13 protein-coding genes are annotated in these 14120 nt (G+C 41.7%); 11 read left to right on the plus strand and 2 right to left on the minus strand.

What is annotated here, in order from left to right; genetic code table 11:
• Positions 1-9 precede the first annotated feature (9 nt).
• Together G4V62_RS16290 and G4V62_RS16295 are read right to left on the minus strand one after the other, a co-directional pair.
• Positions 10-1287, minus strand: coding sequence for an ABC transporter substrate-binding protein (locus tag G4V62_RS16290; protein ID WP_165204157.1), 1278 nt, complete (start codon positions 1285-1287; stop codon positions 10-12).
• A 365-nt stretch (positions 1288-1652) separates the two neighbouring features.
• Positions 1653-2471 carry a helix-turn-helix domain-containing protein gene (locus tag G4V62_RS16295; protein WP_165204160.1) on the minus strand — a complete coding sequence of 273 codons (819 nt, stop codon included), beginning with the start codon at positions 2469-2471 and terminating at the stop codon, positions 1653-1655.
• Between the two features lie 257 nt (positions 2472-2728).
• Between G4V62_RS16295 and G4V62_RS16300 the strand changes: the two genes are divergently transcribed.
• From G4V62_RS16300 to G4V62_RS16345, 11 genes are all read left to right on the plus strand, one after another.
• Positions 2729-3436 carry a hypothetical protein gene (locus tag G4V62_RS16300; RefSeq protein WP_165204163.1) on the plus strand — a complete coding sequence of 236 codons (708 nt, stop codon included), beginning with the start codon at positions 2729-2731 and terminating at the stop codon, positions 3434-3436.
• A gap of 58 nt (positions 3437-3494) precedes the next feature.
• Complete coding sequence (locus G4V62_RS16305) at positions 3495-4706, plus strand: glycosyltransferase family 2 protein (RefSeq protein ID WP_165204166.1); 1212 nt, start codon at positions 3495-3497, stop codon at positions 4704-4706.
• Between the two features lie 33 nt (positions 4707-4739).
• A complete protein-coding gene (locus G4V62_RS16310) occupies positions 4740-5363 on the plus strand; it encodes a glycosyl hydrolase family 8 (RefSeq protein ID WP_165204169.1) in 624 nt (207 codons plus the stop codon).
• Complete coding sequence (locus G4V62_RS16315; RefSeq protein ID WP_165204172.1) at positions 5360-5716, plus strand: hypothetical protein; 357 nt, start codon at positions 5360-5362, stop codon at positions 5714-5716. The genes G4V62_RS16310 and G4V62_RS16315 overlap by 4 nt, the downstream gene beginning before the upstream one ends.
• Before the next feature lie 247 nt (positions 5717-5963).
• A complete protein-coding gene (locus G4V62_RS20900; RefSeq protein WP_376768319.1) occupies positions 5964-6275 on the plus strand; it encodes a bis-aminopropyl spermidine synthase family protein in 312 nt (103 codons plus the stop codon).
• Positions 6187-6798, plus strand: coding sequence for a bis-aminopropyl spermidine synthase family protein (locus G4V62_RS16320; RefSeq protein ID WP_281359630.1), 612 nt, complete (start codon positions 6187-6189; stop codon positions 6796-6798). Before G4V62_RS20900 ends, G4V62_RS16320 begins: the two co-directional genes overlap by 89 nt.
• Positions 6799-7229: 431 nt before the next feature.
• The gene (locus tag G4V62_RS16325) at positions 7230-9962 is read left to right on the plus strand and encodes an endo-beta-N-acetylglucosaminidase (RefSeq protein WP_165204174.1); all 2733 of its coding nucleotides are present in this window, start codon (positions 7230-7232) and stop codon (positions 9960-9962) included.
• Between the two features lie 406 nt (positions 9963-10368).
• Positions 10369-11022: a GntR family transcriptional regulator gene (locus G4V62_RS20690; RefSeq protein ID WP_165204177.1), complete on the plus strand. Its 654-nt coding sequence runs from the start codon at positions 10369-10371 to the stop codon at positions 11020-11022.
• 75 nt (positions 11023-11097) lie between these two features.
• Positions 11098-12237, plus strand: coding sequence for a mandelate racemase/muconate lactonizing enzyme family protein (locus G4V62_RS16335; protein ID WP_165204180.1), 1140 nt, complete (start codon positions 11098-11100; stop codon positions 12235-12237).
• 172 nt (positions 12238-12409) lie between these two features.
• Positions 12410-13528 (plus strand): mandelate racemase/muconate lactonizing enzyme family protein, encoded by a 1119-nt coding sequence (locus G4V62_RS16340; RefSeq protein WP_165204183.1) that lies wholly within the window; start codon positions 12410-12412, stop codon positions 13526-13528.
• Positions 13529-13543: 15 nt separating this feature from the next.
• On the plus strand, positions 13544-14120 hold a 577-nt coding region (locus tag G4V62_RS16345), incomplete at its 3' end, for a BCCT family transporter (protein ID WP_212508813.1).

Here is a 14120-nt window from a genome sequence, read left to right on the forward strand (position 1 = left end):
GTAAATCACTTACTCAGAACCCATATCTGTACTTTCTACTATGTCGTCCATTGCCTCTTGAGGGGACATATCACCGTTCAGCGTTTTTTGAACATTTTCTGTAAGCTGCTTCTCTACTTCTGGCATATATTCGAAATTGCTCCAATCATTCGCTGTCGCTTCAGGTGTCACGGAAAGCTCATTCTGGAAAATTTCCATTGCCTCTGAATTGATTTCATATTGAACGTCTTGCACATCGTTTCTCGGACTTAGGAATAACGATTCTTTAACGTATTTTTCATTCACATCTTTAGAAATAAAATACTGTAAAAATTCCGCGGCTTCGTCTGTATGCTCAGAATCTTTAAATGCCACCATCTGTTTTCCTCCAGCAACAGAAGACCTGCGTACCTCCTCTGGCAAATAAGTGACGCCCCATTCAAAACCTGCATTCTCTGAGTAATTTTGTAAATTCCAATTTCCAGACAAGTGCATTGCTGCCTGTGCCGATCTAAACATGGAATTCGGATTCTCTCCACCTAACCAAATTGATTTTGGGATAATTTCACGGTCATGAAGTTCTTTAAAATATTCCAAAGCACCCACTGCCTCAGGCTCATTAATCGTTAACTGTGTGCCATCTTCTGAAAAGATCGTTCCACCATTTTGATAAATTAACGTCGAATAACGCGATGGAGACATGTCATAAGCCAGTCCCATACGAGCGTCACTATTCTCTTTTACTTTTTCAATTGCGTTTGCAAATTCATCCCAATCCCAAAGGTCATCAGGCGATGATGGTACTTCTACGCCTGCTTGCTCGAAATAAGCTTTATTATAAAACAATCCGTGTGCTGTCATATCCGTCGGAACAGCGACAAACTTATCCCCAACTTGTGCCCACGGTCGTGCAGAAGGAGAGAGTTGCTCTAAAAATGTTTCTTTGCTGTCAAAATAATCATCTAGTTCTAAAAGTGCGTCAGATATCATGCCTGGATTGGAAACGCGAGCTAAATCAGGCGCATCCCCGCCAGAAACACGCGTACGAATTCTGTCGTTTACATCGCTATATGGCGTGTCTATGATATTAAATTCAACATTCGGATGCTCTTTTTTATATTCTTCCGTGATTTCTTTAAAGACCTCCCCCTCATCGCCATCACTGAACCAAATCACATCTAAAGTGACTTTAGCTTCACCAGTTTCTTCAACGTTTCCATCCCCCGAATCTGTATTTCCATCACTGCAAGCACTCAACACTAAGGCGACCAATAATAACGCACCAAACCACTTATTTCTCAATTTCAATGTAAGACCTCCTTGTTTTTGTAGACGCTTTCATATTTGTGATTAATACGAATTAATTCAATTGTAAGTATTCGGGAGAAATACGTCTTATTAATTAAAGAATTTCACTCTCAAAATCGGAACAATTTAATATACATTTTTTTACACAAAAATACTTTTTGGAACGCTCTATTTTTTATTTTAAAATTCATTATCCATTAAACAATATATATCACAAAAGACTGAATATTATTTTTATTTGAATATAACCATTATCTATGTCTAAACCATTTCACTGAAATATTTATTCGGTTCAGCCTTTCAGTTACTTGGTCGATGTTTAGAAATATTTTTTAATGATCGCCCTCCTAGTTGCTTGATAATCTTCATGGGCGTTCATCTACGCGCCCTTGATACGTTTTCCGATACATTTTAGGAGGGACACCGGTCTGTTTTTTGAAGAGGCGATAATAAGTAGCAAGAGATTCAAAGCCTACTTCAAAACAAATAGAGACAATATCTTTGTCGGTTTCCAGAAGGAGCTTTTTTACAACGCCTAGACGAACATCCGTCAAGTATTGCATCGGTGTGCACCCGTAATGTTCTTTGTAGATACTTTGAATATACCGTTTGCTCACCCCGAGTTTCGAAGCAATATCTTCCGCACTTTTAATATCAAAGTAGTGCGTTTCAATATATTGCTTAATCCGTTCGACGCGCAATGTGTTTGTATCGGCGTACTTCACCTCTTGTTGCGAACGAGCAATGATAAAAAGCAGCTCCGTCATATATACTTTTAAGGCGATTTCCCATAAATCGTTGGCATTTGATTGCTCATACAACATTTTTCTCAGCAATTGGCGCAATTCACTGCCTTCAAACATACTCACCTGTTGCACAACGCCCTTCTGAAACACTTTGGCAATAAGTCGTTGCTGCACATCCTCGCTATAGTCGCGAACGTCAAACTCCAACACGAGAATCGTCGTTTTTGACTTGGAGGAAATAGAATGCTCCGTAAAGGGTGGGATAATGATAAAACTATCTGGAGTAATGGGATATTCTTCATAGTCAAGCGTACAGACCCCTTCACCCTCCAGATTGTATAGCAGCTGGTGTGACGAGTGATGATGAGATTTCACAACATCCTTTTCGTTGTGTTTGCTTTCATATATTGCAATGACGGCGGTCCCTTTTGGTTTCATAGAATCCTACATCTCCCTTCCTTCACTTTTTGACTTAAGCAAAGTTCCCCTCTTACTTCTCATAATGCTTTTCTTAAAGATAGACGATTCGATTGCTAAGCATATGCTTTTCCGTTTCAACCTTCATTTTATCATGACGAGGAACGCGCTTTTTGCTAAATGTCTACACTCTTGCCAAATTAAACCAAGTTATTAAGTCAGATTTAATGGTATGATATTTATAGACATTTAGACCTAAAACTGAGGTGTATTTCTTCATGGAGAAACCAAAACTAATTTATATCCTTTTTGTCTTATTAATGCTTTCCACCACTTCACTCATTTTGATGAATCAAGATCTATTACAGATGCATTATCTATACCTAGTTTTAGGGACCGGCTTTCTGTTTCTTTTACTTTCAAGAAACTTAGGCTTTCTTCTGCTCATTACGGAAATTTTACTCGCCGGCTATTTTATAACCTACGACGCATATTACTATAAGCTTACATCAATTGAACAAATTCCGGTCGTTCTTGAGCATGTGATCTTTGCCGTGACGATAACGCTGCTTTGGGTCGTTCTATACATTATTAAAAAAGATAGACAGACTTTTATAGAAATGAAAGACAAACTACAACAATTACAGCGCTTCGAACCGCAAACGAATGTATTTACTCAAACAGAATTTAAAGAAAAAGCAACGGTGATCTGGACAGGCATGAAACGGAGAAACGAACAAGGTTTTATCATGCTGTTTTCTTTAATGATTCGTCAAAACATACGAGAAGTGCACTCTTCAGCACGGTTGGCGATACGCTGCTTCGTTCTGTTCGTAGCAACTTTGATTTGGTCGGAAAATACGATGATCACACATATATCGTTCTACTGCAAAACACAAATGAAGCAGGGAAATCGATTGTTCTCGAGCGCTTCGACAATTTGCTCGGACAAAAAGTTAGCCTCAAAGAGAAGCCATACAACGTAAAGGCACATACGTTAAATGATAACCTCTTAGAAAAGATTTGGGACCGAGGTGGCGCTATATGACCAATCTCCTCATTGTCATTATGATTTTCTTTTGGCTCATGCTTATTTTTTACTCTTTCCTGACCATCGCAGGTGTCATGGAGCGCAGTCGTCATAAGAGACAGCCGTTATCGAGCTACCCAGCAGTAGATATTTTGATTCCTGCGCACAATGAAGGCAAAGTGATTCACAAAACATTAGAAGCCATGTCTCGTATTCATTACCCTGGAGAATGTCATGTGTATTTGTTAAACGACAATTCCGAGGATGAGACGCCACAAATCGCTGACGAGTTTGATCGCCTTTTCACCAATATTCACCATATTCGTGTACCAAAGGGTGAACCAAAGGGAAAATCTCGCGTTCTGAATCACGGACTGTCCATTTCAAAAAGTCCATACTTTATCGTCTATGACGCTGACAATCAGCCTGAGCCGGATGCAGTCACATGGCTCGTTGAAAAAGCAGAAACGACGAAAGACGCTGCTGGTGCCGTCGGCTATGTGAAGACCATTAATATAGAAAAAAACTGGCTCACCCGTATGATTGGCCTAGAATTTCAAGTACATCAGCTGATGATGCAAAGTGGACGATGGCTCTTATTTAAAATTGGGTCTTTAACCGGGACAAACATGCTACTGCGCCGCGAAGTGATTGATGAATTAGGCGGCTATGATCCATACGCTTTGGCAGAGGACGCTGAATTAACGATGAGAATCTACGCAAAAGGGTTGGTTCTGCCGATCGTAGCTGAGTCAAAAACGTGGGAGCAAGAGCCAGAAAAAGTAAAAACACTCGTCAAACAACGAACACGCTGGCTGCAAGGAAACCTTTATCTTTTAGAAAAAACCTTTCGCTCTAAAGCGTTTTGGAAAAATAAAACACTGCTACACACACTGCATCACCTGTCCGTCTATTTATGCTTTGTTATTCTTTTAGCGATATCACATATTTTCTTTGTCCTTGGCTTATTCGGTCTTTCTACCGAATTTATCAACAGTCCGCTCATCTTGTTTTGGTATATGAGTTATATCGTATTTACGATCCAACACGCAAGTGCCATGGTTTTGGATAGAACGGTGAATGCGCAAAACAGTTTCACCGCCATTATCATGTATTTCACTTATGCTCAAGTGTTTTTAATTCTGTTGGTACGTAGCATCATCCTTTATGTCAAGGCAAGACGGAAGGGCAAGCATGTCGAATGGGATAAAACAGTTCGCTTCTAGAAAGGGAAACAGATGAAGAAATGGAGATTCATTATGGGAGGGTTACTCACACTCTTGCTCATTTTACTAACCTTTTTATTCACTGAAGACACATCGACAGAAACCTTCGTGAATGACCATTTTATAAAAGACAACGGAGAAATAACGACTTACATGACGAGCGATGATATCCTTTCCGAAAGCATTGGACTTTACATGGAATATTTAGTTGAAACCGAACAAAAACAAGCCTTCGATGAGCAAGCAGCACTTGTTCGCACTAAGATGGACGATGGCTTTATTTACTGGCGATTTAATGCAGAGGCAAATGCCAATGCTTCTGTCGACGATTTACGAATCATGCGTGCCTTCTATGGTGCTCATGCACTCTGGCAGGAAGAAACCTATCAAACATTAGGCAATGAGATCAAGCAATTTATTTTATCTGAACAAGTGAAAAATAACTTGATCGTTGACTATTATGATATGAAGTCATTGATGACAGCAAATGAGGTTCATTTATCCTATATTGACGGTAGAGCCTTACGCAATTTCTTTCCTAATAATATTCAACAAGCACATACAGACATTTTAAAACGAGTGAGCGATGATCCTTTTTTCCTGAGGTATATCAGCTTGAGCAAAAGAAATATACGTATCAGGAAGAAGTTAATATGATTGACCAGAGCCTCATTGCTGCAAATGCGAACCGCTTAGGTATAGAAACAGAAGCATTTTATAGCTTCGTTGAAAAAGAACTGCAAAACAACGGCAAGGTTTTCGGACGCTATGACCGCAAGACGGGTGAGCCAACTGTTCCTTATGAATCATCCTCTGTCTATGCTTTATTAACGATCGCTTATTTGCACAAAGGCGAAGTCGATCAGGCCGGAAAAATCATTGAGATGATGAAAGCTTTGCGTAGTGACGAAGGCAGCTACATGATGACAAAAGATGATGCTCACTTCTTCGATAACATTTTGCCAATGCTGGCAGAAGCAAAATACGAAAAAGCGAAACGCAACGGCTAAGCCTATGACCTCATCAGACACCGATCAGCATGTCGGTGTCTTTTTATATTGGTGTAACTCAGTTCATTTTCCTCTCACTTTAACACGCTAGTTCGGTCTTGCTTTGTTTTAATCCTCCTAAAACGTTCTTCTCCTCCTCCATAAATGAAGCATGTGATTTTATGGCGGGCTCTTTGCTTATCAAATATCTTCAGTACTTATCGTTTAGTAAACCTGGACAAATGAACTAAACAGTCTGCTCGCCGTTTTGGAAGAGTTATTTACAAAGCGCCCACAGGTCGATGTTCAATTGGACCAGTCACACTGTACAGCTGAAACGAGTGTCAGGCGAGCGATCCTCTGTTTAAAAGAACGCGCACTCATCGGCAAACGCATTCTGTGTGTGGGCGACGATAACTTGGTGAATGTCACTATAGGGATGTTGCTCAAAAAATTATTTCCCAGGAAACTTTCCTTTTCGACGAGAATCGATGTTGTCGACGTCGACCAACGTTTCCTTCATTTTATTCAAGAAATTGCAGAAAAAAGAAGGATTACCCATTCATTGTATCCACCATGACTTACGGCATCCTCTTCGTAAAAGCATCAAAGGAAATTATGATGTGATATTTACGGATCCACCTTATACAGGTGAAGGATTAAATCTATTTCTTTCTCGCGGCATCTCGGCGTTAAAAAAGCAGCAAGGCTTACCGATCTTTCTGTCTTTTGCCCATAAATCACCCGAATTCATGTTGGAGATGAACCGATCGTTTGTAAAAATGGGCTTGTGCGTAACAGCGACCCTTCCCCATTTTAATACGTATATCGGTGCGCAAATGATTGCGAATCGGAGTCAAATGATGATTCTGAAAACAACCGCAGCTACACAAGTTCCTAAAGAATGGTCTCTCCCGTACAAGGAGCCGCTGTATACTGGAGAAGTCCGTCGTTCTATGAGAACTTACCGTTGCCTGCGTTGTGGAAACGACTGGCATGTCGGCTATAAAAGCTCCATGAAAACAATTGAGCAATTGAAAAAAACTGGATGCCCATCGTGCCATTTTCATTCATTTAAACACACAGGAAAAAGCGATTCATAACCAGGCTCTTCACAACAACGCTTGACGCACAGCTTTGCAAAAAAATGGCTAGCTGAATTGTCATAGCACAGGATTTAGCAATCGAGGTGATGAAGGTCATCGCCTCGATTGATTTACATCGTATTTATTCGATCTTCGGCATGCATCATTTGCACATCATTTAAATAAGCTTAGAGAATCAACGACATACTTAAACATCCCTCATATGTCACCTGAGCCCATTCCCTCTTGACAAAAGCAAGGTCAGTTCGCTAAGTTTTAACGAAGCAACATTCTGTTTATTCAGAATTTTGGTTTAGTTGTTCACTTGCTGTTACCCTCGGCCATCTGGTCTTCTTTTCCTCATCCCCTAACGAGGCAATGCCGAGCTCTTCCTCTAATTGCTCCGGTGACGCTAGAAGGTTCGTTAAAAAAATTTGGGAGGAACGTACATGAAACGAAAATGTGCACTACTTGCCACAGCGTTATTTATGACATTTCCCCACATCACAGAAGCTTCAATGCATCCAACAGGTGATGCCGTCTTTGCAGAAAATCAGCCAGTCACTCATGGATACCGAGCCATTGATATTGAACATTGGTCTCCAGAAACAGATCCAGATGCAGAGCGCTTGCGAGCTTTTGTCCCTTTACAGGAAAGAAACGAACCCTTTGCCGCCACCCAAGCCAATCCAAGCTTGAGCCCTGACACTGAATTTTTTAATTTGAATGGCGACTATGATTTTTACTTTTTAGGCGGAACACCCTACAACAATGAATTCTCAAAATACTTATTTAATTTCTGGCAATACACCGACTATTATGGCGGTTGGCACGGCACCGCAACAGCCGACGTTCCAGATCACTTATATAACCCAGACGGTCCAAGCGCATTTGAATTTGGAATTGTCGAAATTCCCAACCCAGCGTATACGAACGCAGCACACAAAAACGGCGCAAAATCTGTTGGCACGATTTATATTCCACGTGCCGGTCAGCCCTATGATCTGATTTTAAAGCAACGAGACGACGGCACATTTCCGATTGCTGAGAAGCTCATTGAAATGAAGGAATACTTCGGATTTGATGGATATTTTATCAATCAAGAAACCGCTATTAAGCCGAGCGATATTGATAAATATAAAGCTTTTACAAAAACGCTCATCGATGCTGGCGTCTATACGCAATGGTATGACACCATTGATGACCAAACAGGGAGCCTATCCTACCAACCGTCCCTTCTTCCGTCTCACAGCTCCTTCGTTAGAGATGATGATATCGGGGGCATGGTCAACTCCTCCATCTTTATGAACTATAACTGGAATTCACCTGATGGCTGGAATAATGGCGACAGCACAGATCAAACGTATATTAAAAATACCGTCGCTGAAGCCGAAAGGCGGGGCATTGATCCATTGAAAACCGTTTTTTCAGGGATCGAAGCCGGCTTAGGACAGTTTAGCGGCAGTCACAACTCAACACGAAATGCGGATGTGATCTTAGACAAGGAAACCGGAAATCCGCTCACGTCGCTCGCTACTTTAGGAGGAAATTTTGTGCAAACGGGACTTAAACAGCGTGCCGAAGACGATGATCAGTGGATGATCGCTGAACGTGAGAGAATGTGGTATACCGGCGTAAAGATTGACCCGACCGATACTGAAGAACAAAAAGGGTATGCGCGACCGGATGTGGGCGTCGACGACGCTTCCGAATGGACCGGTATATCACGCTACATTGCCGAGCGCTCAGTGATCGACGGAAGCACCTTTGCCACAAACTTTAATACAGGTCATGGCATGGAGTACTACGTCAACGGTCAAGTGTCCAATGACGAGCAATGGTCTAACATCAACGTTCAGGATATTCTCCCGACGTGGCAATGGTGGGTTGAGACAGATGGAACGAAGCTACAGGTCGATTTTGACTACGGAAATTCCGTAGAAAATGGTGACAAATTCACATATAAACAAATTGGTGCCTATCAAGGTGGAAGCTCACTCGTCGTCAACGGCACGCTGGACGCAAAGAATGTCGTCCGTCTTTATAAAACCGATATAAACGTCACCAATCAGTCTACAGCTTCGCTCACATTTAACAAGATCACTGCACCCGATCATTCTGAAATCCAGTTCGCACTGATCTTTAAAGACGCCCCGGATCAGGTTGAATATCTTCCTATCCCTAACAGCGGCGCCAAGACAAACGGATTTACCACGGCTGATTTAGATGTAAGCCACTTTGCAGGGCGAGAAATTGCGGCTCTCGGACTCGCTTTTGACCCTAAAGGTGAGGCCATCGATCAATATCAAGTCAATATTGGCGAACTCAAGATCACCGATGGCAAAGAATATACACCGAGCCAGCCAGCGGGCTTCAAAATCAAGCATAAGTACAACACGAATGAAGTCGATGTCGTCTGGGATCGTGAAGACTATGACACCGTCGAGCAATACAACGTGTATGCACAGCTCAAAAATGGAAAAAACGTCTTTTTAGGCGGCGTCTACGGTGAACATTTCTATATTAAGAACCTGGATAAACGCACCACAGCACTGAAATTAACCGCTGTTGGCAAAGACAACACCGAAAGCGCACCTGCGATCATTTCTCTGAACAAAACAGACTATTTCGCCACCTTTAATGTCGATGAAACGGACACAGGCTTTGACATTGAATGGAAGCGTAAATATCCAGATGTAAGCGAATATGCATTTGACCTACGTTTTACAGATGGTCGGACAGATGTGTATACAAAAACGGTCGCTGAAGCCGAAAAAGCTACGGCTTTCCAAGTACCCGTCCAAGACGATGACAGATACCTTTTAGAAGTTTCCGCTTTGGATGAGAACAGCGATGTTCTCGACACTATCAGCTTTACCGGCAAGATGAAAGACAGCTACTCCGAACCATTTGATGGCAGCTACTATATTGACGACGACACCTTAGGCATCGATGTACCATCGTCAGACGATTGGTGGCATATGTATGTGACGATCGATGGCGAACCCGTACAGCCACAGAACGCTTTTAACGATGTAATGACCGACTATTTTATCAGAGGCTTTCACGATTTACACGGACTCGAGCTTCCTGAGGACGGCGCTGTCATCGGGATCGCTCTTGAAGATTATGCAGGGAATATGTCCGAAGTTAAAAATATCGTGTTTGAAAGAGACAACTAAAAAAAGCGGCCTCAGAGTGTAGACAAAGTCAACAATTGACTTTGTCTATATTTTTTCGCGTTCCTTTAGCTCCAATTTTCCTTTTTTATTATTTTGATAGTGCTTGTTATAAACGAAGTTGAGCGATGACTCAAATAGAACCTCAGTTCATGAGAAGACAAGCGAGCTAAGCAACGAAGGATGAAAACTTTTTCAACAGGCTGAGACCGTCTTAAAACCGAGCTTTCTTAGTGTTGGTGACAGTCTACCAATCGTTTGACATAATGGTATTCGTATCAAATGATCAGAAAATGAAACACCGGGTATTTGAAAGGGTTTACATTATTCGTTAATCAGATTATAATAAGTTTCACAATGAATTGTCGACAATTAGACAATATAAACAATAAGAAAGGATATCGTCTTCGTGAAGAATATTTCAAAGTATTCCTTAAAGCATCGGGTTGCCCAAGAAATAAGAAAATTCATCTTTGATGGCACTCTTAAACAAGGCGAAAGACTCACTGAATTACAACTTTCTCAAGATTTAGGCGTGAGCCGTACTTCGGTGCGTGAAGCGATGCTTCTTTTAGAGTTAGAAGGACTCTTAATTGTATCACCTTATAAAGAAACGAGAGTCGCTACCATTTCGCAAGAAGAAGTTGTCGAATTGCTTATTCCAATGCGCATTCAAATTGAAACGTACGCCTTAAAAAAAGGCATGCCGTCGTGGACGGATGAAACAAAAGAACAGTTCAAAAACATTTTGCAAGACATGAAGAAAGCAGTGATCCTCGAGGATTTGCCGGCGTTCATAGACTTAGACATCCAGTTTCATGAATTAATTGTCACGTTATCCGAGATGGAGAACGTCATTCGTATTTGGGAAAGTATCGTGCACCGGATTCGTTTGCATTTCCTATATCAAAATAGTAAGTCAGGCACTCTTGAAAAATGGTTAGTAGAGCATGAAGAATTAATACAGACGCTTATTTCTACCGATTCCCTTGCCGACGCCGTCGAAGCTTTAAAAAATCATATTGTCGAAACCAATATTCCAGATGTTTATCTTTTAGAATAATCATTATGTTCTTGAAGGGAGTGATGCCATCATTCAAAATCTACCACTTGAAACAGAAGGGAGTCGTCGCAAAAATTGTCCAATCTTACTATTTCAAATATCGATGTATACGTCGTAGCAGCACCGGATGCGAAATATAAAACATCGTCGCATTACTCAGACTTAACGATGACAAATACGATTGTTCGCATTCGAACAACCGATGGTTATGAGGGCATTGGAAGTGCAGTGTCGTGGACAGAGGAAGGACTTGATTACAGTCTTGCTGAAGCCATTCGTCACCTTATTCCATTTCTCATCGGAAAATCCGCTCGCAACAGAGAAGATATTTTCCAATTATTAAATAGCCGCTGTGTCCAAATGTCACCAGAAGCCGAGTCTCCTATTGATATCGCTCTTTGGGATCTTGTGAGTAAATTTGCCAAAATGCCTTTATATCAATTTTTAGGGGGCGCACGAAGCCAAATTGTATCGTATGCCAGTACAGAATTTTTACCGACAATCGATGACTATCTTCAAAAAGTTCAGCAGCTCAAAGACCAAGGATATCGGTTCATTAAGTTTCATACGTGGTGCATCGCTGAACGGGACATTGCACTGGCTGAAGCCATTCATGACGTTTTCAAAGAGACTAACCTCAAGTTTATGATGGATGCCGAAGGAGCTTACACGCGACAAGAAGCGTTAAAAGTCGCAAAAAAACTCGCTGAATTAGACTATGTATGGCTTGAAGCTCCCCTGCCTGATACTGATCTTGACGGATATAAAGAATTAAGACAGCGTGTCGACATTCCAATCATTCCAGCTGGAAACACCTTACTTTCTCTGCAGCAAATTCAGCACGGTATTCAACAAGGATGCTGGTCAAGCGTAAGGGTCGATACGACGCTTGCAGGAGGCATTACGCAAACGCGGAAAATCCTGGGGGTTGCTGAGGCAAATGGGCTGACCGTTGAACTGCAATCATGGGGCTATACATTGTCGCAGGCAGCCAATTTACACATCATGCTCGCCTACAACAACAGCTTATACTTTGAACAAGCTGTACCAATCGAACCGTTGGAGTTTGGTGTGAAAACACCCATTCGTACAGATGAAAACGGCTATGTTCACGCGCCTGAAGGATACGGACTTGGGATTGAAGTAGATTGGGACGTGATTGAGAAGAATGCGCATAACAAGCTGTCCTATGACGAGCGAGGATGGCAAAAATAAAGAACAGAACCGGCTAAGAAAATATGGGGCGGCAACCAACATATTTCATGCGATTCTGTTCAAGCACATTATACCAAAAACTGTGCCTTGAATTATAGGACAACCTCGTCCTGGTGACCCCATGGCCTTACTTGAGATAATCCCTAATTTGATCATAAAGGTGTTTTGCAAAATGAAAATCACTGATATAGAAGTCATCACACTTAGAGTACCTCCCCTCCATCAGGAATCTGTCTGGGGCGAGGATGCGGTCATTGTCAAAGTCATAACCGATCATAGTTTCGTCGGAATTGGCGAAAGTGACTCGGCACCATCGGTGATTAAATCAATCATCGAAGCACCGAGTTCCAATCTATATTGTCATGGATTGAAATCGCTATTAATTGGAGAAAACCCGCTCGAAATTCAAAGGCTGTGGGATAAAATGTACTGGTCTTCAAATTATGTCGGCAGACGTGGAGCAGGCATTCATGCGATGAGTGCCATCGATATTGCATTATGGGATATTGCGTCCCAGTACTACGAAGTACCCATACACACACTTCTTGGCGGCAAATACCGTGACAAAATTAGAGCCTACGGAACATTTATTCCGGCGGATAAGCCTGAAGATAACAAAGTCATCGCTCGAAACTTGAAAAATAAAGGGTTTACGAGTCTAAAATTTGGCGGCGGGATTTTAGGAGACGACAATCAAACAGATGTTGACATTGTTAAAGCCATCCGTGAAGAACTAGGCGATGACTTCGAGCTACAAATCGACCTCGCCTCAAAATGGCATACGTACAGTCGAGCCAAAGAAATGTTTAAGCGCTTAAGTCCATTCCGTTTAAATTGGATTGAAGAGCCTGTCCTTGCCGATGATATGGAAAGCTACCAAAAGCTTGCCCACATCTCTGAAACGAAGCTTGCTGGTGGTGAATCGTTAACGACACGTTACGAATTTCGCGATTTTCTTACATCTGCCCAGCCAGATTTAGTACAGCCTGATATTACGAGATGCGGCGGGATCAGCGAAATGCGTAAGATTAACGACCTAGCCGCACTGCACGGAACTAAGCTCGTTCCTCATGGATTTAGTACAGGCATTCTTCTCGCAGCAACCGTACAATTTTTAGCTGCTACGAAGGATGGCGATCTCATCGAGTATTCGCAAAGTACGAGTCCGCTCTTTACAAGCCTTGTCAAAAATGCCCCTCAATTTGATAACGGTTACGTCACCGTACCAGATTGCATTGGTCTTGGGATAGAGCTTGACGAAGAGGTTATTCAAAAATATCGAATCGACTAAAATTGGAGAGATTTTATGACTAAAAAAATTGATAAACTACTCATTTCTCTCAGTCTTACGATCGTTCTTCTCGTCGTTGGTTTTTTATACTTTATGCCGGAAAAGTCACAGCTTGTGGCAAATGAAATTTTCTCAACATTGACAAACTGGTTTGGTTCGGGAACGCTCCTGTTTACTTTTTTCGGCTTTATTTTACTAATTGCTGTTGCCCTTAGTAAATATGGAAGAATCCGGTTTGGAAATGACAAGCCCGAGTATTCCACGTTTAAGTGGATTTCAATGATGATTGCTTGTGGCATCGGTTCAGCAACGGTCTATTGGGCGTTTCTAGAATGGGCTTTTTATATCGGTACACCCGGACTAGGCATTGAAGCCAACAGTCAGCGTGCTTTTGAAATGGCACTGCCCTATACGATGTTTCATTGGGGATTTAGCGCATGGACCCTTTATTCTTTAGTCGGCATCCCGATTTGCTATCATTTTTACGTACGCAAAAATAAAGGCTTGAGCTTAAGTGCGATGGTGAGCTCAATCACAGGTATTAAGCAAAATGGATTGATCGGCCGTCTGATTGATATCATCTTTATATTTA

It is taken from the genome of Litoribacterium kuwaitense (genome assembly GCF_011058155.1).
Taxonomy (GTDB): Bacteria; Bacillota; Bacilli; order Bacillales; family DSM-28697; genus Litoribacterium; species Litoribacterium kuwaitense.